We start from the raw sequence: 25,993 nt of genomic DNA on the forward strand, positions 1-25,993 counted from the left end.
GATAACCTAACAAAATGTATACCATTATATACATGCTATTTTAAATTATAAACTTTATAAACCAAATTTACTGGAGGACTATAAACGTCTAAATTACAGCTAATGATAGTATTCTTATTAATGGGTTCGGTATTATTGATTACAGGATGTACAGAACAACCAGAACCGTCTGAAAAAGAAGTTGTAAACAATACAATTGAAAAATTTGAATCCGCTAATGATTATTCCTATTTAATAATTCTAAATTCGTCTGAGTATGAGGAGGTAAATAATGTAACGATTGAAATGTTTTATGAATCATCAGGAAAAGGAAAAATGATTATAGAAAAATCCTATGAGGATCTAATGTATGTTGTAGTAAATAATGGAAATAATATATTGACCTATGATTCCGAACATGACGTAGTTACAAGAAATCCAGACCCCATATCAAATGTATTCCAAGAAAATCCATTAACGTATTATTCTTTAATGGAAAGAATTATAGAAAACAACAAACCAGTGTTACAGGGAACTGAAACAATTAATGGTAATAAAACCTATATTCTGGAATTTGTATTTGAATCATCCATTTCTGATTTTCCAGTAGATAGCACAAAATTATGGATTAATTCTGATAATTGGTCACCTGTTAAATATGAATTGTATAAAAATGAGAAAATTGTTATCAGTGCAGCATTTAAAAATTTCAGATTCAACACAGGAATTTCTGATAAGAAATTTGAATATCAACCACCTAAAAACGCGAAAGTTATAGAACAACAAAAATCTGCACCTCAAACTGTAACTCTTGAGGAAGTGAAAAATAGCGTTGATTATGAACTAAAAAAGCCATCATATGTACCAGATGAATTTGAATTTGACCATGTACAGTATACTCCGAGCACATCCTCAGTTGTGATTTATTATGAAAATGATGTCATGAGAAGTGTTCTTGCGGTTGTGCAGATGCCCTATGAATCCAGTCAGAAACCAGAGGTGGCTGGTCAGGAAAACACAACAATCGGAACTACAAAAGGGAATTACTTTGAATCTACCAATTCTAAACATCTTAAGTGGAGTGAAAACAATATAGAATATACAATAATGTTGAATCCACCGCTTGAAAGAGATAATGAGATTGATAAAAGAGAAATGATTAAAATAGCAGAATCATTAGAGCCTGTTGAATAATAATTATATCATTCTTTTTTTAGGAGGTAAGAAATTGTTTGGTGCGATGGGATTTCCATTTTATATGTTAATTTTTATCCTTATAGGAATATTAGCAACTGTATTCTGGATTTGGATGCTTATAGATTGTGCAACTAAAGAACCAAGTCAGGGTAATGATAAGGTAGTTTGGATTATAATCATTGTTTTTACGCAGGTTATAGGTGCTTTGATATACTATTTTGTAAGAAGACCAAAACGAAAAGCAGAATTTGATGAATGATTAGGGAGGTGTAGTTATTATGGCTCATAACTTACTTTTTCAGGAGACACAAAGTTTTCGTAATACTTGGATGTTTTTTATAATTCTGGGTATTGCAGTATTTGCATGGTATAATGCTATCCAGCAATTTGTCTATGTTGTAGAAATAGGGTCCAATCCAGTATCCGACTTGGGGTTGGTAATCTTATTAATTGTGTTTGGTGTGATATTACCAGTATTGTTCTATATTAACAAACTTGAAACAAGGGTATATGAAGACGGAATATATGTCCGATATTTTCCATTTCATCTATTATACAGAAAATACAGTTTTGGCGATATAAAAAATTTCAAATTAATAACCTACAGTGCTCTTAAAGATTATGGAGGTTGGGGAATACGCTATAAATTCAAGGATAGAACTAAAGCTTACAATGTAAGTGGTAATAGTGGAGTACTGCTTGAGTTTAAAAATGGAAATAAATTGTTAATCGGTTCTCAGAGACCGGATGAGCTATGCAATTCGATAAAGACCTAATTTAAATCTTATTTTTAATTGTAATCAGATTGAAATATGTAGATTAAACTTTAATCCAGTAATCGATTTTACAGCGCTTTTTGTTAATTAAGTAGTGTATGTTTAGGTTTGGTTTACCTGATAAGGTCATCAGGAACAGTCAGCTTAATATAAGGATTCTAAATAAATCAGATGAAACTTGGGATATTTATTTTTTATGTCCAGATTATCAAACTGAATATCTTATAGTTTGTAACAGTTTGACGGTTTGGAGACAAATTGTTTATAATTTTCTGCAGTTAAATGGGTGCATCAATAGATAATTTTGATACTGAGGGGGTAAATAGCATGGGAGAAGACAATAAAGGAATCTACATATTGTTACTGGCTTTGGTAGGTACACTTGCCGTTCTTGCACCTTTCATGTATGATGCTTATGTGAAAACTACAGATGATTATTATGTATCTGCCCATCTATCTGATATTACACCAGACGATTACACAGGTATCTCTGATGAAGACTTAGATAAGCATCCAAAGTTAAAGGAAGCATTTGATAAAAAAGACATTGTTGAATTAACAGAGTCCGAGTACAGCAAAATGGATGAATTTCTTGCAGAAGGTGATGACGGTATCACATATATCAAGTACAAGGACGAATACTACGGAATATGGCTGCAGCATATTGCCCGTTGATCACTACTGAATATTACAATGGCAGAGATATCAAATACAAATGGAGTATTATATGGTTGACCTAACACATTCAACTGCTTGATAAGAGAAATGCTTTATGAATGAGAAGAAAAAGAACAGTATCAATTGGCTCCTTACCTCGGTTGCGATTTTGTTGGTTTTATCAGCTGTTATTTTGAGTCTGTGGGAGAAACAATCTGATGGAGAACTTGATTTTACTTTAAAACTTGATAAAGAACAGGTAAAAAGGGTATGATTTCCAGACTCAGGTTATCTTAACAAACACTGGAAATTATACATTCAATGTTTGGGAATTAAAGCATCAAATCAGTTATGATATACATATCTATGGTTCTGATGGGTCCAGAATAAAATATGTAGGTGGAGTAATACAGAGAACTCAGTTGGGAAACGATTTTTTAAGATAATTAAGTCCTGGAGAATCTATTAAGTCAACTAGGGAATTCGAAACAGAAGACAGGGAATAAAACAGTTCCCAAATTATGCAACAAATTTGTATAATATTAGACGCAATATGTAATAATTGTAAAAAGTGTTAAAATATAAATAATCAATCAAACAGAAGACAAAACATACGAAAACGAATGAGTTGAAGATGTTCTTACTATCATCACGGTTTTTTCCGCAAAACTTTACGGAAGTCGAAGTCATAAGAACAAAAAATTAAGGAGACAAACGAAAAACTATTTGATGGTTATAATGTCGTTTCGGAATAAAGATAAATTTAAAAATACAGTTACATTCACTCTAAAACAGGAGATTTATTTCTCCAGTGAAGATGAGAATATCCTCGATGGACAATCGAAGATATGTAACTGGTTATATAATTATCTTTACGACATGGTCGAATATGACTATAAGTATAATGATGGTAAGAACAAACTCATCAATAAATACAACTTGAGAAACTAGGTTCCACGTTTAAAAGAAGAAAAACCATTCTTGAAAACTGTTTATTCTTCAGTTCTGAAAAACGTGGCGATAAGGTTAGCAAAATCTTATGAAAACTTTTTCCAGATACCTGAAGTAGGACATCCTCAACACAGAAGTTGGAAAAACAAATGGTTCTCACTCGAATATGAAGAAAAAAGTGGATGGAAGATAGATGGTAAAACCGTAATCATAAGTTTAGGTAAAGACAAATATTCCAAACAACTAAAAGTCGTTGGAACTCTAAATGAGAAACCAAAACTTGATGGTGGTGAACCAAGAGCATTCAGATTGGTGAAACAACGGGGGAAATTTTATGCTATATTTACAGTTGTAAAAGAAAAACCTCCAAAAAAAGATGTGGAAAAATGGATTGCTCTCGACCCTAATCATAAGAACTTCTTAACAGCTTATGATTACAGAGGAAATACAATCGAATTCCAGAATTTAGACGAGATAAAATACTGGGATGGCGTGATTGATGATTTAATGTCTAAACGAGATAACTGCAAACGCAAATCTCAATTTATACCTATAAGTGAAACAAGAGGGTATTGGGAACCAAGTAATAACTGGAAAAGATACGACAAAGCGCTGGAAAAAGCACTGCATACCAAACGAGAACAGACAAAGTTGGGTATGTTTACAATAGCAAACTATCTTTGCAAAAACTACGATAAAATCCTAATGGGTGATTATACGCCATCGAAAGAAGTTTCACCGCATAAAAAAGCAAATCGCAGTATCTTAAATCAAACTCTCATCGCAAAATTGCGTGGAACAATTGAATGGGTTTGTGAAAAATCAGGAAAAACATTCAAAAAAGTTGATGAGAAAAATACAACAAAAAAATGCTGTATTTGTGGAGACGTAGAACAGAAGGATCCAGATGTAAGATCTTTTACCTGTAAAAAATGCGGTCAGGCCCTTTCGAGAGATATAAACAGCGCTGTAAATATTGCTAAAAAAGAAATGCATTTGTCTGGCACGGACTACAAAGGTAATCTCAAAGAACCTTTGTATATTGCATATTGGAGATACAATAACTCGAAAATAAATATGCAAACGAGTTAAACGAGAAAGATGATACTTTCTCACCTAAGTTTACATGATTTTATGTAAATTTAGGAGTGCGGGAACTACTCTTGACAGGGGAAATTATACCATTAATGCAGTATATCATACTCATTTTGGTGAAAACATCTGGATACCTTACTGGATTGGAAGCGTGGAATTCAATAATGCAACTCTTGTTGTAAAATGATTTTTCAATTTAATAATCTAAAGTTAGGGTTAATACAGGGATTTCATGGGTGTAAAAAGCAAAGAAAGCCTTATATTACTTTTTAAGGAGTGGATTAGCTGAGTATTCTTAAAAAAAATTAACAAGGTTAACAATTTCTTTAGTTTTATTAACCATATTAGCAATAATGAACTTTGCGCCAGTAGCAATAATAGGTGTGGAACCGCTTTATACGATTGAGAATACTGATGAATATCCTCATAAAGCAACTGTCAAGGTCAATGGTTATGGAGAAGAGTAATTTAAAAACATAACTTATCATCTTGAATCAGAAGAATATGTTAGTGTAGAAAAAACAGTAATCCTCTTAATAAAATGGTCAAATCCATTTAAAAAGGGATTTTAGTACTATGCACCCGCTGGTTATCGGTATCATGTTACATTTAAAAACAGTTCAGCAACCTACTATTCTACTCTACATCTTGTAAATACTATAGAGATTGAATTAGTCAACAAAAGTGGAAATTTTGATGTACACGTTAGTGAATCTACTTGAAACCAAGTTTTATTCATGAGGGTAGTTATATTATCAAACCTAACATTTCATAGGTTAATCTAAAAAATTTTTTATGGACTCGGCGGGATTCGAACCCGCGGCCTTTACGTTGCGAACGTAACGATCTTCCGCTGATCTACGAGCCCACTTTATTTTAAAAACAAATTAAAAAAAGCAATTCAATTTTAAAAGCTTAGGGGTTTAAAGACCCCTGCCAAGCCCAACTACCTGAACGTTGTCCACGCCGGGAACGTTCATAAAGGCTTCTTCAACTTCTTCGGTTCCGCCTTCTTTGTCACTTACAGAAATATCAAGCATAAGTGCTTTTAACCCGAAGGCTATTGGTTCTTCAGATGTACCGTGTAATTCAGTCTCTTCTGGTAACGCTTCTTCAATCTTCTTTTTAAGCTCTTCAAGGTCGGTATCTACACTTTCAGGCATTACTTTAATTTTTGCGGCGACTTGTCCCATTATTTACACCTCTGAATATAAAAATACTTCATGGTCCCTCAAACCCACAATTAGGACATGTATATGGGTTACTTTGCTGTCTACAGTTTATACATCTACCAAGTTCAGTAGAGCACGAAGGACACGGAAAACGTACAAACCCACGTTCTGCCAGATGTACTCCGCATGTTGTACAGTATTTGACTTCTGGTTTTGCCATTAGATCTCTCCTATGTTATTTTTTAGTTTGGGATCAATATGAGATTATAGTATATCAATCTGAATTATTTTTTAATATATTATGCAGTTTTCAATTAAATAAGCGGTATATAATTTAAATATTCCCCTTGATGTAAGTTCCAGTCACCGGTTTATTCCTTAGTGCGGCAGTGATTCTTTCTGGATGGTAACCGTTTACAATATAACAATTCATACGGTTATCTTTTAAAAATTCTGGCATGTACTTATCTGTACAGGACAGACCTGATTTGTCAATATCTGATGCATTAATTTCTGATACAAGAGATTGTTCTTTAAATATCCCGTCTACATCAGTGATCTTTACGAATGAAGCATCAAGTTTTTTTGCTATCCATGCTCCAATAGTGTCAGAAGTAACATTCCATCCGTGTGGAAGTTCATCGTTATTTTTTAAATACTGATACGGCTTTAATACCATTATTCCAGAATATAATTCTGATAATGTATCTATACTTTCCAATCCTGTTTTATCAATAATGTAATAGGCATACTGTTCCATACTTGCGATTGCTATCCAATGAGAGGCATCATTGCTTATATGGTATTTTTTACTGATATCCCTGACACAATCAGCAAAAATACCTCCTCCGGGAACAATAACAACAGATTTCATCTCTTCGGAGGTAGTGTTGATGTATTCAATCACATGATTTACAATTTCAGTGATGTTGTCCATCAAACTGCCGCCTAATTTTAAAACAATATTCATCTTTAAAATCCATCCGTTTATAAGTCGTAAATGTTTGCTGCAGCATAGGCTGGGAAAACTTTTGACACATTTGGTCCCCATATATCAGTAACAGAAAGACACTCAAATCCAAGCTGTTCTACAGCGTTTTTGATTATATATTCACCTATTCCTGCAGTGACTATTTTATCCAGATTGTACTGTTTTGAAACTGATGAAATGGCTTCTCTTATAAGGGATATTTGTTTTTCTTTAACACTTTGTGCAATCTTTTCTATGTCATCATTTGATATTTCATTAAGATCTGAACAAACCACACGTGCCAATCGGCGCAATGCATCGTTTTTCTCAACACCTGCATTGTCGGCAGGTTCACAGGTGTACATATCACTGCTTATATCGCCTAACATTAGATAGGCATCAGCAGTTGTGGCAAAAAGTTCCGATGAAGGTCTGCAGGAACCTTCATTTAAATCCATTTTATCTACTACTGTAGCAATGTTTGTTCTCAAAAGTCCTGTATATAACAGTTCATCATGTAACAACCGTTTGAAATCGGTATATTGTGCTTTATGTTTTCCGTCAATGATGGGTATGATATCTGTAGTTGTACTCCCCATATCCACAAATATACAATTTCCTATTTCATTACCAATAATACGGGCAGAAGCAGCCCAGTTGGCAGCAGCCAGATGATTTATATTGTTGGAATCGTTGATAAACTGACCGTCAACATTGACAAAATTCACCTCGCAATTGAATGCATTGTCAACACTATCCATTATGAATTTGATACCATTGTGTTTATTATCAAAACAATCGGCAAGTTCGCCTGTCATAACAACAGCTACTCTGTAGGGTTCAATTTTTCTGGCAATTTCCTGTAAAATATTTGGTAAAACGGTATTTTTCCACAACGGAACATAATGAAGTTCTGTAAAATTTCCATCATTTGATGAAACTTTTGTGTTCGCTCCTCCTATATCAATACCAATAGTACTATTTCTCATTTTAAATCCTCTTTTAAAAACGAATGCTGCCCATGAATTTCTACTGAATTGGGTAATTTTTCAAAGCGGTTTTTAATTAGCAGTTCTGCAATCTCCTCTTTCATAACATTACATATACTAACAAGGGATGTGGTTGGTCTTGGGTTCACATCAACTATGTAAGGAGTATCATTATTTAGTATAAAATCAATACCTACGTATCCGCGACAATCAAGTAATCTGGAAGCAGATACTGCAATGTTGTATAATTTCTGTTTTTTTGATGTACTATATGGTGTTAAATTTCCGTTGTACTTAATTTCTGAATCGTTTATTTGTGGTATATCTATCAGTTGTTTGTTCACTGTTAACGGGAGTTGATTGTCACCGGATATGAGGCTGACACTAACATGTTCTCCATCTATATATTCAGTAGCAATATAGTTGTTTTCAGGTTTGTAACCTTTAATGGAAGTTACAAATGTATTCTCTGATGCAGAGCCGTACCGGGGTTTTATGACCCACCATCCGTTTTTTATTTCTCTGGTGGTTTTTGGTATGGGGATATTTGATTTTGAAAGAAATTCACTGCATTTAATCTTATCCACACACTTATCAACGGCTTCAGGAGGGCATCCAAGGTTTATTGTATTGTTTTCTATAATTCGGGTTAATACTGGAAGGAGCTCATCAGGAGCGATAACAAGTCCTGCATCACATTTTTTTGCCAACATTTCTATTATGTATTCAAAATTGCTGCTATCTGATTCAACTGGAAATCCTGACGATATGACAGTATCTGATGAGGGATAAATAACTTCATGCCCCACTCTTGTGAAGCTATTTGCAATAGTTTCCAACATACACTTTCCTTCAAGAAGATATGTACCACCAAGACCAGCACCGACTGAATATTCTGCCAGTAATATTTTCATAATAGCTGTGACCTCATTATCGGATATAGGGTTTATCGTATCTTTTATCAATTTTTATAATTCTGTAAAAATAGATATATATAAGTCTGATAATATCTTTTTGGTGATGAGAGACATGAATACTGAATTTATATCTGAAAACCCATTTCTTAAAGCATTAACAATATCCACTACAATGGCAGTATTTATTATAGGAATAGCACTCGGTTTAAAATATATGTTTTCCGAAGGAACGATACCTATGCCACTATGGACTCTACTACTTATCTTTGCAATTATTTTTATTATAGGGTCGGTTTTTTTTGAACAACGTGGAGCTGACCAAATGGGTTCGTTGATTGGCGGCAGTATTGTAGCGGTAAGTACTACTTTTGCAAGTGTGTCGTTTTTTGGTGGTATGGTTTATGCTTTTTCAGGTGGTATCGAAGCACTGGGTGTGGAACCAATTATATCTGCACTTGCCATCTGTATGATAGCCAGTATGTTGCTCATAAAACTGCTTTCACATAAATTGCAAGTTCAGGGTTTTTAAATATATTTTACTTTACATAATTTTTATATAGAACTTCTAACAACAATAACCCGCTATCGAATCTGATTGTAATATATATCGTTATTTTCATTTTTAAACGCACCTGTGACAAGGGAAACTTTTATATAGAACCTTAAACAATCAGATTCATAGTAACCTTATAGCGCATAAACTTTTTGGAGATATAAAAATGGCAGAGGAATCAGATAAATATGAAGCAGAAAATTCTGAAGTAGCAGAAAATAATGCAGAGGGTGCTGAGTCCCAGAATCTGAATGAAGAATCTGAGATGTCATCAAAAGATGAGGAAATCGAAAGATTAAATCAGCAAATAGAGGATTTAAACCAGAAATATAGACGTCTTGCAGCAGAATATGATAATTTCAGAAAACGGGCATCACGTGAAAAAGAAGAACTCCGTAAATACGGCATTGAAAATGTTGTAATTGATTTACTTGAGGTTCTTGACAACTTTGAACGTGCATTGGAATCTGCCAGAAACACCAATGACACCAATTCCATAATTGAAGGAATTGAGATGGTATATAACCAGTTCTACTCAACACTTAACAAATATGGACTTGAAAAGCTTATCTGTGAGGGAGAAGAATTCGACCCCTACAAGCATGAAGCACTCTCACACGTTGAAAAAAGTGAAAATCCAGAAGATACAGTTGTTGATGTGTGCAAACCCGGTTATGCGCTAAATTCAAAGGTTATAAGACCTGCAATGGTCACTGTTTCAAAAAAAAGTGAATCTGAAACAGAAGATGAAAATGAAGATAACAACAAAGATCAGGAATAATTGATGTATCAATTTAACATAGAATTATTACTCATCTATAAGGATAATAACATAAATTGGAGGTAATGTATTATGGGAAAAATAATAGGAATTGATCTTGGAACAACAAACTCATGCATGGCGATAATGGAAGGTGGAGAACCCAATGTAATACCAAATGCTGAAGGTTCACGTATAACACCTTCGGTTGTAGGTTTCTCCAAAAAGGGAGAATTACTTGTTGGACAGGTGGCAAAAAGACAGTTAATTGCAAACCCTGACAACACAGTATACTCAATCAAAAGACACATGGGTGAGCAGGATTACAAGGTAACTCTCCAGGATAAAGAATATACACCACAGGAAATATCCGCAAAAATCCTTCGTAAAATGAAAGACGATACAGAAGATTACCTCGGTGAGGAACTTCAAGATGCGGTGATTACTGTACCTGCATACTTTAATGATGCACAGAGACAGGCAACTAAAGATGCAGGTAGAATTGCAGGGTTCAATGTAAAACGTATCATCAACGAACCGACAGCAGCAGCTCTTGCATATGGAATTGACAAAGAAGAAGAGCAAAAGATTCTTGTGTATGACCTTGGTGGTGGAACATTCGATGTATCCATCCTTGACATCGGAGATGGAGTTTATGAAGTAGTTTCAACAACAGGAGACTCTCATCTAGGAGGAGACGATTTCGATCAGAGGCTTGTAAACCATCTTGTTAAAAAATTCAAAGAAGAAGAAGGACTCGACCTTTCACAGGACAGGTCAGCTCTCCAGCGTTTAACAGATGCAGCTGAAAAAGCAAAGATAGAGCTTTCCAGTGTCACTACAACAAATGTAAATCTGCCGTTTATTACAGCCGATGCTAATGGTCAGCCAAAACACCTTGATATTGATGTTTCAAGGTCACAGTTCCAGCAGTTAACTGAAGATTTGGTTGAAGAAACCGTAGACCTGATGCAGCAGGCATTAAAAGATGCAAACCTTACAGCCAACGACATCAACAAAGTTCTCCTTGTTGGTGGTTCTACCAGAATGCCTGCAGTAACTGATGCAATCAACAAGGTAGTCGGTAAAGAACCATACAAGAACATCAACCCTGATGAAGCAGTTGCAGTAGGTGCAGCAATCCAGGGCGGAGTACTTAGTGGTGAAACAGAAGAACTTCTGTTGCTCGATGTAACACCTCTGACACTTGGTATTGAAACAGAAGGCGGAGTGATGACTCCACTTATTGAAAGAAATACTACAATACCTACTAAAAAGACTCAGGTATTCTCAACGGCTGAAGATAACCAGACTGCAGTGGACGTCCATGTGCTTCAGGGTGAACGTCCAATGGCAAAAGATAATCAGTCACTTGGTCGATTCAGGCTTGAAGGAATCCCAGCAGCACCAAGAGGTGTCCCACAGATCGAAGTTACATTCGATATCGATGCCAATGGTATCCTTAATGTAAGTGCCAAGGATCTTGGAACCAATAAAGAGCAATCCATTACTATCGAGAAACCAGGTGCACTTTCCGAAGACGAAATCAACCAGATGGTAAAAGAAGCAGAGGAACACGCAGAAGAAGACAAGAAACGCAAGGAAGAAGTCGAAACCAGAAACAGAGCCGACACACTTGTAAACTCTGCAGATAAGACCCTTGAAGAAGCAAAAGATGTCATAACCGAAGATGAAAAATCCAAGATTGAAAATGCCAAATCCGAACTTCAGGAAGCACTCAAAGGCGATGACATCGAGGATATAAAATCCAAGACAGAGACACTGCAAAACGCTATATATGAAGTATCCCAGAAGATGTACCAACAGGCTCAGGAACAGGCACAACAGCAGGCTGAAACTGAAGGTGCAGAATCTGCTGGTGGTTCATCTGAAGAAGATGTTGTCGATGCAGATTATGAAGACAGCGATGAAAAGAAACAGTAAACTAAAAACATTTTAAAACAACTGTCTTTTTCTGACAGTTGTTTTATCTATTTTATAACATAATATGAGGGATGCAGCATGACCACCACGCGCGATTATTATGAAATACTTGGGGTATCAAAAGATGCTTCACAGGATGAAATAAAAAAAGCATACAGAAAACTTGCAATGAAATATCATCCTGACAAGAGTGATGACCCAGATGCAGAAGAAAAATTCAAGGAGATTTCAGAAGCATATGGTGTGTTATCTGACCCTGATAAAAGAGCTCAATACGATAAGTTCGGTCATTCAGGAATAGATAGCAGATACACTGAAGAAGATATATTCGGTTCAGCAGATTTCGGTGACTTTGGATTCGGCGATATTTTTGACATGTTCTTCGGCGGTGGTGGCAGACGCAGAAGCGGACCATCCAGAGGGTCTGACCTTCGCTATGATTTAAGCATTACTCTTGAAGATGCTGCCTTTGGGCTTAATACAGAAATTGATGTGCCAAGAGCAGAAAAATGCGGTGAATGTGAAGGAACAGGTGCCAAAGATGGTAAAGTAAAAAACTGTCCAACCTGTCATGGACGAGGACAGATAACACAAACCCGAAGCACACCACTTGGGCGTTTCATGACAACGTCTATATGCAGTACCTGCTATGGTCAGGGACAGGTGGCAGAGACTCCATGTCCTTCATGTAGTGGTACTGGTAAAGTTAAAAGAACGGCAAAAGTACCGGTCAAAGTACCGCCGGGTTCTTATGATGGACTGCGTTTGAAAGTAAGCGGTGAAGGAGAACAGGGATCTCCGGGAGCACCACCTGGAGACCTTTATATAGTGCTCCATGTCAAACCACATGATACATTTGAACGTGTTGGTGATGACATAGCATGTGAAATACCGATTACTATTACACAGGCAGCATTGGGAACAACAATAACTGTTCCGACTTTGTATGGCAATGTCAATATGAAGGTTCCATCCGAGACCCAGACAAATACCATATTCAGATTGAAAGATAAAGGAATGCCACATCTTAACGGTCGAGGTCATGGCGACCAGCATGTAAAAGTCATCGTCAAAACGCCGACAAATCTTACATCAGAGCAGAAGCGTATTCTACAAGAACTTGATGAAACTCTGGCTGGTGAAAATGAATCAAAGGCAAGGAAGGGCGACAAAAGCATCTTTGACAAAGTAAAAGGTGCATTTGAAGTCTGATTTGTGATTTTTGCTAAAACCACAACTCTTCCTTTTTCTCTTGCCAATACTCATTAATTTTCCAACAAATTAGTAAATTTTATACCTATTTTGATTATAGGTAGAATTGTTATCCCTTAATTTTATATACCTCTATTTCTTGCTTATTTGAGGGTATATTCATGAAAATTGTAATAATTGGAGCAGGTGAAGTAGGGTATCATATTGCAAATTCTCTCTATGAAAACAATGATGTTATCATTATAGACAGGGATGATGAAGCATGTGAACGAGCAGATGAGTTGGATTTACAGGTAATACAGGGCAATGGTGCCAATGTCAGACTACTCACCCAGGTTCTTACCAATGCAGACCTTTTGGTAGCGGTAACAGGTTCTGATGAAGTTAATATTGTTTCCTGTATGGCTGCAAAATTGGTTTCTAAAAGTAAAAAGCCGTTAAAAACAATGGCAAGAGTAAGCAACCCTGATTATATAGATAAACCTGTAGCAAGACGTACACAAATCGGTATTGACACCATGATTTGTCCTGAACTTGCAATGGCTTCTGAAGTAGCGGAAGTGCTTTCTATACCTTCTGCAATTGATGCTGAATTTTTTGCCGACGGCAAAGTTGAAATGATTGAATTTGTCGCAAAAGACAACACCGAAATTGTGGGAAAACAGGTTAAAAACCTGCAACTTAGTGAATCCTGTATTATAAGTGCTCTTTTTAGAGGAGGAGAGGTGATAATACCTCATGGTGACGATGCTATAAATTCTGGAGACCACGTGGTTATTATTGGTAAAACAGATGAAATGAAGAGTATACGCGGGATATTTGGTGAAATAGGTCAAAATGTTAATAAAGTTATGATTATAGGTGGAGGCAAAGTTGGATTTCATCTTGCACAAATTGCACAAAAAAGTGGTATAAAAATAAAAATAATCGAACATGATAAGAAAAGATGTGAATATATAGCAGATGTTCTGCCAGAAGTGCTGGTGATTAATGGCGATGGAACTGATGTAAACCTTCTTAAAGAAGAAGAAGTAAGTAACATGGACACAGTTTTTTCGGTTATGGACAGCGATGAAAAAAACTTGCTGTCAGCACTTCTTGCAAAACAATTTGGTGTAGGTAAAGTTATTGCAAGAGTGGAGCGTTCTGGGTATAGCCCATTGTTTGAAATGGTAGGAGTGGATCTTGCCGCAAGTCCGAAACAAGCAACAATTAATGAAGTTATGAAATTATCAATGGGCACAGGTATAGAAGCACTTACAACAATTGAAGGTGAAAGAGCCGAAATCATAGAATATATCGCATATAAAAACTCTAAAATCACAGGAAAACCTTTAAAAGACATCAAGTTCCCAAGCGGAGCGATTGTGAGTATGGTCATACATGGTAATGAACCATTTATACCACGCGGTGATCATGTAATCGAAGATGGAGATCGTGTACTTATATTCTCGTTGCCATCGGCAGTAACAGATGTGGAAAAGCTATTCAAATAAGATGTTTTATAGGGATAACATGAATGTTCATATAATTTTTAATATTATAGGACGATTGCTTTTACTTCTTGGATTTATTATGATTATTCCTCTATTTGTGGCTTTATATTATGGGGAACCCATCGAGCCATTTACAGTGGCTATCACAATGACCATACTTGTTGGAACAGTTTTTTTATTTTTGTTCAGGTCTACAGAAGATGAATGGCATCATAGGGAAGGATTTGCGATTGTTGCATTGGGGTGGTTGTTTGCTGCAATTTTTGGTTCGATTCCTTATATGTTGGATGGCGTAACTCCATTGAATGCTTTTTTTGAATCCATGTCTGGATTTACAACTACAGGTTCTACAGTTTTTGTTAATATTGAAGCTCATCCCAAAGGAATCCTTTTCTGGAGAAATATGACTGAATGGCTTGGAGGCATGGGGATTATTGTATTGTTCATTGCCATACTTCCAAAACTTGGTGTTGCAGGCAGGCAGATGTTTAGAGCAGAGGTTCCAGGACCTCAGGAAGATAAACTTAAACCCAGAATAAGAGAAACCTCTAAAATATTGTGGATGGTATATTTAGTGGTATCAATTGCCGAGGCAATAGCCTTAAAACTTGCAGGACTATCAGTTTATGATGCTGTAACCCATACTTTTACTACTGTTTCGTGTGGTGGTTTCTCTCCTTATGCACGAAGTATTGAAGCATTTGGTAGTCCTCTCGTAGAAACAATAATAATGGTTTTTATCTTTATTTCGGGAGCAAACTTTGCACTTCATTATAAAACACTATATGCAAGCAGAAAGAGTTTGATAAAAGATGATGAGTTTAAGTTCTATTCATTTGTTATTTTTTCTGCAATAGCATTGCTGACTCTTATACTCTGGAGAGATATTAATATACCGATTATTGAATCATTGAGGTATGCAGCTTTTCAGGTTCTTACTATTATAACAACTACTGGATATGCGACAACAGATTTTATTGCCTGGCCTCATTCTGCACAGATGATATTGCTAATTCTTATGTTTGCTGGGGGATGTGCAGGTTCAACAGCCGGAGGTCCTAAAATGGTTCGATGGCTATTAATGTTAAAATATAGCCGCAGAGAAATATTCAAAGTAATCCACAGGAGAGCAGTTACAAGAATAAAATTTAATAAGAAAAGTGTTCCGGAAGATATTATGCAATCAGTTATATCCTTTATTGCGATATATTTTTTAATATTTGCAGCAAGTTCGGTTCTACTGGGTTTACTTGGAATGGACCTTGTAAGTTCTATAACTGCATCGATAGCAACACTTGGCAATATTGGTCCCGGATTGGGGGCTGTTGGACCAATGGATAACTTTGATGTTGTTCCTGCATTGGGTAAAGTAGCCCTTATAGGGAATATGTGGATGGGGAGGCTTGAAATCTTCACCGTGTTTGTAATGCTAACACCTGAATACTGGAAAAAATGGTAACTAGAAAATTAAGATTTTATTTCTGATTCCCATTGAGATTTTTTGTTATACTTTGTATATTCTTTAAACAGCACTCTCAAGTCCCAAAGAAGCCTTTTATTAGCCTTGAATAATACATATAAAAGTTCTTTTAGGTTCATGGTGTTGAAATTAACATTTTGAAGTGAGTGTGCAAAAGTATTTAGTTGCTCGTCTGTAAATTCGACAAATTTATTTTTCACAATCAAATCATTGTCAATATCTTGACCAATTGTTTTACGCCATCGTGATTCATATCTCTGCAGCATTTTTGTGGATACATCGTTTGCAGAAATCGCCTCATAGGCAACATTTCCTGCAATTTCACCAGCATCCATTGCATTAACCAGTCCTCCACCTGTGATCGGATCGGATTGACGTGCAGCATCGCCTACAAGCATAAGTCCATCAGCAATGGTTTGGTCTATTGTACCGCTTACTGGTACGCCGCCCACATCAAGCTCAAGTATTTTTCCTTCGGGGAATTTCTGCTTGACAAAATCCGAAAGCAAATCTATAGCTCTGTATTTACCAGAACGGCTCCCCAGTATTCCTATTCCTACATTTGCCAGTTTTTCGCCTTTTGGGAATACCCATATATAACCTGAAGGTGCGATTTCATTTCCAAGATAGAAATGACAGAAATTAAGGTCTGTATCAATATTTCCAATCAGATACTGTGCACAGACTTCTATATCGGATGGTTTTAGTGAGGTATCAATACCTCCCCATCTGCCTATTTTTGATTCAACTCCGTCAGCGCCGATTACAATATTTGAATAAAAATTATATTCTTCACCAAGATAAATGGCTTTTATTCCGCGGACATATCCATTTTCACTTATAAGCCCGGTTGCTCTTGTCTTGACCATGACATCTACACCATATGAAGCAGCCTGGTTTACAAGTTCTCTGTCAAAGATTTTCCTTTCCAGTACATATCCAACTTCTCCGCCGGAAAGTTCTTCAGACATTTCAACAACTGTTTCGTTTGGTGAATATATCCTTGAACCTTTAACATCAGCACATATCCATTTTGGGTCTGGTTCAATATGATGCTTCAATCCTTCTTTACCTATCCCTTCAGCACATCTAACAGGGTCACCGATTTCCTGGCGTTTTTCAATCAGCAGTACATCAAGACCGTTTTTTGCAGCGGTTTTTGCTGCTATAGACCCACCTGGACCTGCTCCTACAACAATAACATCATATTGGTTTTTCATCTGACCACCTCAATAGCGCCGACAGGGCATATTTTGGCGCAGAGTCCGCATCCAGTGCATTTGTTGTCTGCTTCAATAAATGTTTCTACAAGTTCAAGTGCACCTTCAGGGCATACTCCTACACATGCACCGCAATAACCGCATTTGTATCTGTTAACATTGATACTCAATGATAATTCACCTGTTTATCTAAATTTTATAATATTTAAAAGCTCAATTTGTAATATAATTTTTGTTACTTTCTATTGTCCAGTATGAGCAAATAATTTTATCGGTATGTTGTATCCTGTACACAGTTTTGACATATAAATTAATTGATGTTACAAAGCAGTAAAATAATTATTTATTTTATACATTTAAGGAAAGATGTTTTGTTATTAACATTTAAGTTTTAACCTGCCTCTGGAATCATCGATTTCAAATTTTTTTTCTATATATTTTCTGGATAATCCCTGACCATGCAATAAAATTTCTACAAGGTCATGCGGTTCGTCTATGTCAGTACTTGCCAGAAATGAATCGTATATTTCCACTGCATTCAGGTTTTTCTTTGCGATGTTACAGTGGGTAAGAAAACTTGAACCATAGTATTTAACAGTAAACTTTTCGGGTTTTTTCAGATAAAGTATATTTGTACCTCCTCCTTTTCCCGGAACAATAACTACATCCTTTTTTGTATTGATAATATCTGTTATATGGTTTGATTTAACAAGCGGCAAGTCAGCCATAATAATAAGTACTGGTTCTTGTATGTTTTTCAAATAAGAATTAATAGCTTCATTTAATCCGTGTTCGCTTGTAATAACCTTAACATCAAGGTTATCAGGTATACTGTTTGAAGTTGTGGTCAACACATCTATATTTTTTATTTGAGCATCTGAAAGTGTGTTAACAACATCTTTTAACATGCTTTCTACAAATTCTTCACGCTCTTTGAGTGTTAAAACAGATGAAAGCCTTGATTTTGCCTTCGTTTTTTTGTATGGGATAACGGCTCTCATTTGTAATCAGGATATTTTTTTTTGGTAATTATACAATCTGGTATAAAGTGTCTCTTTGTTTTGGATTCTTTCCTGCACTTTCAATAAGCCATCTAAATTCATCAGGAGAAACAAATTCACCTTCTTTGGAACCCGCGGATTTAGAAATACTTTCTTCTATCAAAGTGCCTCCGAGGTCATTGGCACCATGATATAGTGCAACCTGGGCAAGTTTTTTACCGAGTTTCACCCAGCTTGCCTGTATATTATTAACATATCCATGAAGAAGTATTCGTGCAATAGCATGGATTTTTAAATCTTCTATACCTGTTGTACCAAATCTGCCTTCTGTTTTTATCTGTTCTCCAATCGGATTGTTTGAAAGCATGAAAGGAAGAGGCACGAATTCAGTAATTCCATTTGTTTCTTCCTGGATTTTTCTGATTGTTAATATGTGGTCTATACGTTCTTCAAGAGTTTCGATGTGTCCATACATCATGGTGGAAGTAGTTGGTATGCCTGTTTTGTGGGCAAGTTTTACAACGTTTATCCATTCATCAGTAGTCAGTTTATCCGGACATATTATTTCACGCACTCTATCAGAAAGTATTTCTGCAGCAGTACCGGGCATTGAATCAAGACCACTGTTTTTTAATTCTTGCAGTGTTTTTTTAACACTAAGGTTGTTTATTTTAGATAGATGGTATATTTCCATTGGTGAAAATGCATGTATGTGTATATCTGGAGCTTCTTTTTTTACAGATTCGAGTATGTTTTTGTAAAAATCAATGTCAACATCCTGAAGCAATCCGCCCTGTATACATATCTCGGTCAGATACAACCCGGTTTCATCTTTAACCTTTTCCGTAATTTCATTTATTGAATAGATATACCCAGATTCGCTGCTGTTTCTGAATGCACAGAACCCACAAGTACCTTCACACTGGTTGGTAAAGTTGATATTTCGGTTGATAATATAGGTGACATCATTTCCTACGGATTCATAACGCAGTCTGTCAGCAAGTGAAAAGAGTTCAAACGGTTCTACATTGAACAGATAAATTCCGTCCTCTCTTGTACATTCACCTTTTCTGGCTCTATGTACAATATCATTAGGAATACAGGAATATTCGATTACCATTTAACCATCTTTGTTTTTTTATTGCTTTGATTGTCAAAATAAAACCTTAATTTAAGTTTTACGATAACCATTCTCATCGGCAAGATTGTCTATAATTTTGTTCAACCGGTCACTGTACCAGCCTTTTTGTATATATTTTGGATGTATGGGAAGACGTTCCTTTAATGGAATATCGGGTATTATGTTTTCAAGTTCTACTATATCGGGCCATTCAGATTCTGGGTTTATCCAGTCGATGGTTGTAGGGGATATACCGCCCAAATCACTGGCACCGTTTTTTATTAGAAGATAAGGGTCTGTTAAATTGGGAGGAACCTGTATCGTAACATCATCAGGAAGTATCTCCCGTGCATAAGAGACAGTCTCTGAGATGGTTGATAGTGATGGTGAGGGGTAATTACTCATGGGTGTCTCGGGTTTTGGGGTGAAATTCTGAATAATGACCTCCTGTATGTGTCCATATTTTTCATGGAGTTTTTTGATTTCATTTAATGATTCAATTCTATTATTTGCTGTTTCCCCGATACCTACAAGGATACCGGTTGTGAAGGGGATTTTCAATTGGCCTGCTAATTTAATAGTTTCAATTCTTTTTTCTGGAATTTTTCCGGGACTATTTTCATGTGCATCAAGTTTGGATATTGTCTCAAGCATCAGTCCCATACTGGCGTTTAATGGTTTTAGCATTGTCAGTTGTTTTTTATCAAGAACACCAGCATTGGTATGAGGCAGCAGTCCATTATCAATAGCAGTTTCACATAGTTCCATCACATACTCTACAGTAGAACTATAACCCATTTCATAGAGCCAGTATCTGTATTCAGGTACTTCTTCTGCTGACTCTCCAAAAGTAAAAAGGGCTTCAGTACATCCGGATTCATATCCTTTTTTTAATATTGGGATGATTTCATCCACAGACATGAGCTGTGCCTGAGGATCATCGGGGTCACGTCTAAAACCACAGTATCCACACCTGTTTCTACAAATATTGGTCACCGGAATAAATACATTCCTGCAGTAGGTAACAAATTCAGGTATAGGCATAGTTAAAGAATGATTGAACATCAGATACATAAGTTTAATTACAACTGTTCAGGATAAAACCATATCCATTGTATTTAAAACACCCAGTGTAATACCTTCTATTTCTATACCACCTTCTCCTTTAGCACCATCGCCCACTACATAGAGGTTGGATATAGGTGTTTTGTTGGATAAATCTTGGCTGGATGCCGACCTGTTGACAGGCCACCCGTCATGATAGGACTGCACCATTAAAACTTCATAATCTTTGTTTAAAAATATGTCTCTTATATCTTGCAGGCCAAGTTCAATTTCCTCTTCTATATCATCAAGTCTGTCCCACCGCAAACATTGATGCGTCATAACAAGATGTTTTCCTTCAGGAGCAAGGGTTTTGTCCACATTAGTTACTTCATTCATTCCATCTATTCGTTTTGAATATGGAGTAAGAACCACTCCACCGTGACCTATTAAAGGTTCATCACATGCTAATGATATTTTAATACCTGCAGATGATTTTATATTCTGTAACTGGTTTTTATATTGGACATATTCTTCAGTTTCTGTAACGTTTTTACATAGTCTGTTGGTCTCTATATGTCCAATATCGCTTATAATTAGGTCTGAATAATATTTATCTCCGTCAGCGACAACACCTTTAGCATGATTATTAGATGTGATTATTTCAGTAACTTCTTTACCGGTATATATTTTCCCACCATTTTCTTGGATTATCTCTACAAGAGCATTTGTAATACCTTTACACCCGCCCGTTGGAACACCGGGTCCTGAATAGCGGTACAAATTTGAAATGATTTCAAAAACTTCTTTTGCTGATACATCCGAGCTTTTAAGACTTATAGACCACCCACAGAATGAGTTGGCGATTCTTGTAGCCCATTTTTCATTAATATGATGTTTAATCCAGTCATCAAATGTTCCTTTTTTTGGGGGAAAGTATTTGGTTGTAAAAGCAAGGAAAGCAATTTTTATTCTGTTTATTAATGAAAATGGTACTTTAAAGTCATGAAAAGCCATGTCCCTGAACCCATTTTTATAGTCGGTATCATTATCATTTGCAGGCATGCGTATAACAGAGGATGGATTGGAAGTAACAATATTGACATCAGCATTCAGTTTTTTTAACATCTGGGAAAGCGGTCCTGAATCACCGTGTGGAACCATGTGCAGTGCACCTGTTGAAAGTTTGAAACCTTTATAATCGATATTTGTGAACCGCCCTCCTGTAAAGGGTAAAGCTTCAAAAACTTCAACATCGTGTCCACTTTTTGCAAGATATGCTGCACTAAGCAAACCACCAAGACCTGAACCTACAACAATAGTCTTCATTATGTCACCTCTATGGCATTTAACGGGCAGTAATAGGAACAAATTTTACAATTTGTGCAATTCTGTGTTATTTTTGCTTTTCCCCATACTTGAATTGCATCATTTTTACAAATAGCTGCGCATTGTCCACATCCGACACACTTATCGTTTATTTTCATGGCAAATTCACCAGTAACATCTTCCAAATTGTCGTTGATTAAAATTATATCAACCAATAATTGACTATGCTTCTAATATAAAAGGAGTTATTTATATTTGCATAAAATTTAGTTTATTTTTTGATATCATGATAATTCATGATAAATTACAGTAAACTATATATAATAGCGAAGTCCCAACCTAATTTGGTGATAGAATGTCAACACAGGTTATACAGGTTGTATCTCGTAAAAATGGTGAACTAAATTCCACCAAAGTGAAAGCATCATCATATGAATTCACAATGGCTACCCGTGCAAAATGGGAAATGATAATAGCAAATGAAGATATGAGTATAAGATCGGGGGAATTTAAAAAAATCGATGTAAAGGATATTAATGTAGAACCTGATATGGTAGCAATGCCGTGTATTTTTTCACAGCATGCAGTAGCTTCCGTTCTAAAAATTGGTGCAAAAGAGGGGAATGTACCAGTAGATAAAGAACGGGTTATTGATAGTGCCTATGTAATCGGACAGGAAACGGGACATATAAGAGAAGGAGACCTTTTGGGGGTATTGAATCTGTTTCCGATAATGTTTACACGCGAGGCTACAAAACCGGAAAAAGTTGATTAACGGGGGTTTATTAAATGGAGAATTGCATCATATGTGGTCAGGAACAGGATTCAAAGCAGTATGAAGGTTACAATATATGTACTGCATGTGTTGACATTCTGGAAGATGTAATGACAGAATATTTTCTAAAAACTATATATAATAACACACCCAAAGCCTATGATAACTTTCTTAATTATTTATATAGGACTACCAGATATATATCTGATTACAAGAGATTAACAAATAATTCAGTAGATTATACCAAAAAAATAGATGCAAGGGCAAAGGATGCATTAGAATATACAACTCATCCTTCAAAGCAGCGTTATTTTGAACACATGCATGTAGTTCTTGAGTGGCTGAAAAACAATCCGGAATTCTATCATTACTATTTTAAAGAATATTATGTATGTCCAAATTGCTGTGCCTCACTGTTTGAAAAATATACAACTAACTCAATAGGGGAGTGGTTTGTCATAACCTGTTCAAATTGTGAAGCACTTATAAAAAAATTCTATTCTCCCAAATTGGTTTGATACTTTTATTTCAATTTTTTCTGTTTTATTCCATTTTTTAGAATCATTTGTATCCAGATATAGAAAAATCTTTAAATTAGTTATCCTTTGGATACTAAACAATAGGTCATGTGCTAATCATAATAATTAATTTAAATAATGTTTAAAAGCCTTATATATCCCTATTATAATTTGAGTTAAACGAATTTTAAAGATATAGAGATTAATATTGGAAATAATTATATACAAACAACTTGTCAAGAATGAATATCATCAGGTGAGTTACTATGCCAGAGATAATAGACACCAGTAGCATAATCAACAGTTACGTCCCAGTTGCAATCTTTCTGATTGTAGGTGTTGTAATGCCACCGATAACAATGCTTATTGTTAAACTTCTGAGTCCCAGAAGTAAATCAAAACAAAAGTTTACAACCTATGAATCAGGATCAGATCCAACTGGTGATGCAAGAATACAATTCAATGTTGAATACTATATTTATGCAATTGCGTTCGTTCTTTTTGATGTAGAAATACTGTTTTTATACCCATGGGCTACGGTTTATAGGGGTCATGGAATAACATCAATAGCAACAACAGCAATTTTGGCATTCATAGTAATCATGGTTATTGGATTTATTTATGAATGGAAGAAGGGGGCCCTACAATGGTCAACGAAATGAATACCAACACAAATAATGATGCTGGAAAACCTTCGGGTGAACTTGAAATACCCGGAGTAATAACAACTAACAGTAATGCAATCAGCGAATTCCTGAAAAAAACAAAAGTTCAGGATATTATTAATTGGGGACGTAAAAATTCACTTTGGTTTATGACCCAGCCAATGGGTTGTTGTGGTGTGGAAATGATTGCCACAGGATGTGCACACTACGACACTGATAGGTTTGGGATAATACCCCGAAACTCTCCAAGACAAGCTGATGTTATGATTATCAGTGGTTATGTGACTAAGAAGTATTTCCCCGCTCTCAAAAAAGTATACGAACAGATGCCATCACCCAAATGGGTAATTGCAATGGGTGATTGTGCAATTAGCGGTGGTCCTTTTTATGAATCCTACAGCACTGTACAAAACATCGATGAAATATTCCCTATCGATGTCTATATACCGGGTTGCCCACCCAGACCAGAAGCATTAATACAGGGTTTTGTAGAGTTGCAGAAAAAAATCACTGCTAAGAAAGATAACGCCGCAATGTACGGGGAGGCTTAACCAATGGATGCAAAAACAATTGTCGATTCATTATCCCGCACATTTCCTGAAGCTATATCTGATGCCACTGTTAAATCAGATATCCGGGTAACAGCATATGTAGACAAAGACCATGTAAAAGAAGTTTGTGAATATCTTAAAAATGACCTTGATTTCAACCACCTATGTTGTGAATCAGGAGTAGATTATATATTAAGGAATGAATTCGAAGTGGTCTATCATATAGCATCCTATGAGCATCCAGTAATACTGGCTTTAAAAGCAAGATTAAACAGGGATGACCCTGTGATTGAATCCATTGTCGATGTTTACTGGAATGCTAACTGGTATGAAAGAGAAACCTATGAATTATTTGGAATCATGTTCAAGTATCATCCTAATCTTAAACCGCTTGTTCTTCCAGAAGATTTGCTTGGAGATTGGCCTCTAAGAAAGGATTATGAAGGATTTCCACAAAAAACAGCCAAAAATCTGGTGTAAGGGATAATATGGACGAATTAGAAGAATTAGAATCAACAGAAATGTTAATTCATATAGGTCCTCAGCATCCGGCACAACCTGGACCATTCAGACTTAATCTGAAAGTCAAAGGAGAAACTGTAACAGATGCTCAGGTTGAACTTGGTTTTATTCATAAAGGTATAGAAAAAATACTTGAAAGTAAAACCTATTTACAGGGTATACCGATTGTAGACAGAATGTGCTATCTGGGTGCGTTGAGTAATGAAGAAGCATTTTGCGGATGTGTTGAACAACTTGCAGGGATTGAAGTTCCTGAAAGGGCTCAATACATCAGAGTAATAACAGAGGAATTATCAAGGATTCAGAGTCATTTATTAGGATTTGGTGAATTTTCTGAATTTATCGGATACCAATCAATGTTTATGTACACCATCAAGGAAAGAGAAAATGTACTTTCGTTGCTTGATAGTATAACAGGAGCAAGAATAACACATACTTTCCTGAAATTTGGGGGTGTGCGCGAGGACTTGCCGCCCGGTTTCAAGGATAAGTTTACAAGGACAATGGAACAACTCAAATCAACTGTTCTTGATGAATATGAAAGACTTTTAAAGTCGGATACTATTTACAAAGACCGCACAGTTGGTGTAGGTGTTTTAAGCCCAGAAGTTGCTAAAGAAGTTGGAGTAGCAGGACCTGTACTCCGTGCAACGGGAGTACCATTTGATATCAGAAAAGATGAACCTTACCTTGTTTATGATGACCTTGATTTCAAGGTATGTACACAAAAGGAAGGGGACTCTTATGCACGTATTATGGTGCGTCTTAATGAAATCCGTGAAAGTATCTATATAATCGAACAGGCACTGGACCAGATTCCAGATGGTCCTATATTCCCTGAAAATACACCCTATGGAAAAAGAACACCTACAATGAGAGTACCAGAAGGTGAAGTCTTCAACAGAGTAGAAAATCCACGCGGGGAAATGGGAATTTATATGGTTTCAGATGGTTCTGATAAACCTTATCGTGTAAAAGTTAGAGGTCCAGCATATCCTACATTACAGGCTCTTCCGCCGGTTTTGAGAGGAGTTTATGTGGCAGATGTTAACACTATTGCTGGAAGTATGGATGGATGTACAAGTGAAGTGGACAGGTGA

Annotated in this window: 31 protein-coding genes, 1 tRNA gene and 2 pseudogenes; 21 read left to right on the forward strand and 13 right to left on the reverse strand. The window is 36.0% G+C overall.

The genetic code is table 11. From position 1 onward, the window contains the following. Positions 1-120: 120 nt before the first annotated feature. From METEV_RS01215 to METEV_RS12195, 9 genes and pseudogenes are all read left to right on the forward strand, one after another. Positions 121-1,173, forward strand: coding sequence for an outer membrane lipoprotein-sorting protein (locus METEV_RS01215; protein ID WP_013193742.1), 1,053 nt, complete (start codon positions 121-123; stop codon positions 1,171-1,173). Positions 1,174-1,207: 34 nt separating this feature from the next. Beyond that, positions 1,208-1,435, forward strand: coding sequence for a PLDc N-terminal domain-containing protein (locus METEV_RS01220; protein ID WP_013193743.1), 228 nt, complete (start codon positions 1,208-1,210; stop codon positions 1,433-1,435). Between the two features lie 19 nt (positions 1,436-1,454). Next, positions 1,455-1,952 (forward strand): DUF6141 family protein, encoded by a 498-nt coding sequence (locus tag METEV_RS01225; protein ID WP_013193744.1) that lies wholly within the window; start codon positions 1,455-1,457, stop codon positions 1,950-1,952. Positions 1,953-2,279: 327 nt separating this feature from the next. After that, positions 2,280-2,627 carry a hypothetical protein gene (locus METEV_RS01230; RefSeq protein ID WP_157197245.1) on the forward strand — a complete coding sequence of 116 codons (348 nt, stop codon included), beginning with the start codon at positions 2,280-2,282 and terminating at the stop codon, positions 2,625-2,627. Between the two features lie 97 nt (positions 2,628-2,724). Beyond that, entirely contained in the window at positions 2,725-2,883 is a 159-nt protein-coding gene (locus METEV_RS12190; RefSeq protein ID WP_013193746.1) for a hypothetical protein, read from the forward strand. 356 nt (positions 2,884-3,239) lie between these two features. After that, positions 3,240-3,314 (forward strand): annotated as a pseudogene (locus METEV_RS12945) (IS607 family transposase); the annotation flags it as partial. Between the two features lie 33 nt (positions 3,315-3,347). Next, the gene (locus tag METEV_RS01235; protein ID WP_049890844.1) at positions 3,348-3,560 is read left to right on the forward strand and encodes a hypothetical protein; all 213 of its coding nucleotides are present in this window, start codon (positions 3,348-3,350) and stop codon (positions 3,558-3,560) included. Positions 3,561-3,584: 24 nt separating this feature from the next. After that, positions 3,585-4,652, forward strand: a pseudogene (locus METEV_RS01240) (RNA-guided endonuclease InsQ/TnpB family protein); the annotation flags it as partial. 34 nt (positions 4,653-4,686) lie between these two features. Further along, complete coding sequence (locus METEV_RS12195; protein ID WP_157197246.1) at positions 4,687-4,842, forward strand: hypothetical protein; 156 nt, start codon at positions 4,687-4,689, stop codon at positions 4,840-4,842. Positions 4,843-5,451: 609 nt separating this feature from the next. On the opposite strand, the gene METEV_RS01245 is transcribed toward METEV_RS12195, so the two are convergent. From METEV_RS01245 to METEV_RS01270, 6 genes are all read right to left on the reverse strand, one after another. After that, a tRNA-Ala gene (locus METEV_RS01245) sits at positions 5,452-5,523 on the reverse strand. Between the two features lie 55 nt (positions 5,524-5,578). Further along, a complete protein-coding gene (locus METEV_RS01250) occupies positions 5,579-5,848 on the reverse strand; it encodes an elongation factor 1-beta (protein ID WP_013193747.1) in 270 nt (89 codons plus the stop codon). A 28-nt stretch (positions 5,849-5,876) separates the two neighbouring features. Next, complete coding sequence (locus tag METEV_RS01255) at positions 5,877-6,047, reverse strand: HVO_2753 family zinc finger protein (protein WP_013193748.1); 171 nt, start codon at positions 6,045-6,047, stop codon at positions 5,877-5,879. Between the two features lie 114 nt (positions 6,048-6,161). After that, positions 6,162-6,797 carry an amino acid kinase family protein gene (locus METEV_RS01260; RefSeq protein WP_157197247.1) on the reverse strand — a complete coding sequence of 212 codons (636 nt, stop codon included), beginning with the start codon at positions 6,795-6,797 and terminating at the stop codon, positions 6,162-6,164. Between the two features lie 17 nt (positions 6,798-6,814). Next, on the reverse strand, positions 6,815-7,786 hold the full coding sequence (locus tag METEV_RS01265; protein ID WP_013193750.1) for a hydantoinase/oxoprolinase family protein: 972 nt from the start codon (positions 7,784-7,786) through the stop codon (positions 6,815-6,817). After that, complete coding sequence (locus METEV_RS01270) at positions 7,783-8,751, reverse strand: ATP-grasp domain-containing protein (protein WP_232216870.1); 969 nt, start codon at positions 8,749-8,751, stop codon at positions 7,783-7,785. Before METEV_RS01270 ends, METEV_RS01265 begins: the two co-directional genes overlap by 4 nt. Before the next feature lie 55 nt (positions 8,752-8,806). On the opposite strand from METEV_RS01270, the gene METEV_RS01275 reads away from it, so the two are divergent. The 6 genes from METEV_RS01275 to METEV_RS01300 all read left to right on the forward strand — a co-directional run bounded on the left by METEV_RS01275 (position 8,807) and on the right by METEV_RS01300 (position 16,127). After that, entirely contained in the window at positions 8,807-9,232 is a 426-nt protein-coding gene (locus METEV_RS01275) for a hypothetical protein (protein ID WP_013193752.1), read from the forward strand. Positions 9,233-9,422: 190 nt separating this feature from the next. After that, on the forward strand, positions 9,423-10,037 hold the full coding sequence (gene grpE, locus METEV_RS01280; RefSeq protein ID WP_013193753.1) for a nucleotide exchange factor GrpE: 615 nt from the start codon (positions 9,423-9,425) through the stop codon (positions 10,035-10,037). A 72-nt stretch (positions 10,038-10,109) separates the two neighbouring features. Further along, positions 10,110-11,960: a molecular chaperone DnaK gene (gene dnaK, locus METEV_RS01285; RefSeq protein WP_013193754.1), complete on the forward strand. Its 1,851-nt coding sequence runs from the start codon at positions 10,110-10,112 to the stop codon at positions 11,958-11,960. Between the two features lie 78 nt (positions 11,961-12,038). Next, complete coding sequence (gene dnaJ, locus METEV_RS01290; RefSeq protein ID WP_013193755.1) at positions 12,039-13,172, forward strand: molecular chaperone DnaJ; 1,134 nt, start codon at positions 12,039-12,041, stop codon at positions 13,170-13,172. 161 nt (positions 13,173-13,333) lie between these two features. Then, positions 13,334-14,668 carry a Trk system potassium transporter TrkA gene (gene trkA, locus METEV_RS01295; protein ID WP_013193756.1) on the forward strand — a complete coding sequence of 445 codons (1,335 nt, stop codon included), beginning with the start codon at positions 13,334-13,336 and terminating at the stop codon, positions 14,666-14,668. A 19-nt stretch (positions 14,669-14,687) separates the two neighbouring features. Beyond that, the gene (locus METEV_RS01300; protein ID WP_013193757.1) at positions 14,688-16,127 is read left to right on the forward strand and encodes a TrkH family potassium uptake protein; all 1,440 of its coding nucleotides are present in this window, start codon (positions 14,688-14,690) and stop codon (positions 16,125-16,127) included. Positions 16,128-16,135: 8 nt separating this feature from the next. Here METEV_RS01300 and METEV_RS01305 read toward each other — a convergent pair whose 3' ends face one another. The 7 genes from METEV_RS01305 to METEV_RS01335 all read right to left on the reverse strand — a co-directional run bounded on the left by METEV_RS01305 (position 16,136) and on the right by METEV_RS01335 (position 22,077). After that, positions 16,136-17,368: an NAD(P)/FAD-dependent oxidoreductase gene (locus tag METEV_RS01305; RefSeq protein WP_013193758.1), complete on the reverse strand. Its 1,233-nt coding sequence runs from the start codon at positions 17,366-17,368 to the stop codon at positions 16,136-16,138. Next, positions 17,365-17,538: a 4Fe-4S binding protein gene (locus tag METEV_RS01310; protein WP_013193759.1), complete on the reverse strand. Its 174-nt coding sequence runs from the start codon at positions 17,536-17,538 to the stop codon at positions 17,365-17,367. The genes METEV_RS01305 and METEV_RS01310 overlap by 4 nt, the downstream gene beginning before the upstream one ends. Before the next feature lie 207 nt (positions 17,539-17,745). Beyond that, a complete protein-coding gene (gene cofC, locus METEV_RS01315; protein WP_013193760.1) occupies positions 17,746-18,369 on the reverse strand; it encodes a 2-phospho-L-lactate guanylyltransferase in 624 nt (207 codons plus the stop codon). 28 nt (positions 18,370-18,397) lie between these two features. Further along, entirely contained in the window at positions 18,398-19,489 is a 1,092-nt protein-coding gene (gene cofH / locus METEV_RS01320; RefSeq protein ID WP_013193761.1) for a 7,8-didemethyl-8-hydroxy-5-deazariboflavin synthase subunit CofH, read from the reverse strand. Positions 19,490-19,540: 51 nt separating this feature from the next. After that, the gene (cofG, locus tag METEV_RS01325; RefSeq protein ID WP_232216871.1) at positions 19,541-20,554 is read right to left on the reverse strand and encodes a 7,8-didemethyl-8-hydroxy-5-deazariboflavin synthase subunit CofG; all 1,014 of its coding nucleotides are present in this window, start codon (positions 20,552-20,554) and stop codon (positions 19,541-19,543) included. Positions 20,555-20,581: 27 nt separating this feature from the next. Then, complete coding sequence (locus tag METEV_RS01330) at positions 20,582-21,862, reverse strand: phytoene desaturase family protein (protein WP_013193763.1); 1,281 nt, start codon at positions 21,860-21,862, stop codon at positions 20,582-20,584. Beyond that, entirely contained in the window at positions 21,862-22,077 is a 216-nt protein-coding gene (locus METEV_RS01335; protein WP_332258418.1) for a 4Fe-4S binding protein, read from the reverse strand. Before METEV_RS01335 ends, METEV_RS01330 begins: the two co-directional genes overlap by 1 nt. A 140-nt stretch (positions 22,078-22,217) precedes the next feature. Between METEV_RS01335 and METEV_RS01340 the strand changes: the two genes are divergently transcribed. The 6 genes from METEV_RS01340 (at position 22,218) to fpoD (ending at position 25,993) form a co-directional block, all read left to right on the forward strand. Beyond that, a complete protein-coding gene (locus tag METEV_RS01340) occupies positions 22,218-22,637 on the forward strand; it encodes a DUF22 domain-containing protein (protein WP_013193765.1) in 420 nt (139 codons plus the stop codon). A gap of 14 nt (positions 22,638-22,651) precedes the next feature. Then, entirely contained in the window at positions 22,652-23,155 is a 504-nt protein-coding gene (locus METEV_RS01345) for a hypothetical protein (RefSeq protein WP_013193766.1), read from the forward strand. Between the two features lie 266 nt (positions 23,156-23,421). Further along, complete coding sequence (fpoA, locus tag METEV_RS01350) at positions 23,422-23,817, forward strand: F420H2 dehydrogenase subunit FpoA (RefSeq protein WP_013193767.1); 396 nt, start codon at positions 23,422-23,424, stop codon at positions 23,815-23,817. Beyond that, positions 23,802-24,371, forward strand: coding sequence for a F(420)H(2) dehydrogenase subunit B (gene fpoB / locus METEV_RS01355; RefSeq protein ID WP_013193768.1), 570 nt, complete (start codon positions 23,802-23,804; stop codon positions 24,369-24,371). The genes fpoA and fpoB overlap by 16 nt, the downstream gene beginning before the upstream one ends. 3 nt (positions 24,372-24,374) lie before the next feature. After that, entirely contained in the window at positions 24,375-24,851 is a 477-nt protein-coding gene (fpoC, locus tag METEV_RS01360) for a F420H2 dehydrogenase subunit FpoC (RefSeq protein WP_013193769.1), read from the forward strand. An 8-nt stretch (positions 24,852-24,859) separates the two neighbouring features. Next, positions 24,860-25,993, forward strand: a complete 1,134-nt coding sequence (gene fpoD, locus METEV_RS01365; RefSeq protein ID WP_013193770.1) for a F420H2 dehydrogenase subunit FpoD — start codon at positions 24,860-24,862, stop codon at positions 25,991-25,993.

Source organism: Methanohalobium evestigatum Z-7303 (genome assembly GCF_000196655.1).
Lineage (GTDB): Archaea > Halobacteriota > Methanosarcinia > Methanosarcinales > Methanosarcinaceae > Methanohalobium > Methanohalobium evestigatum.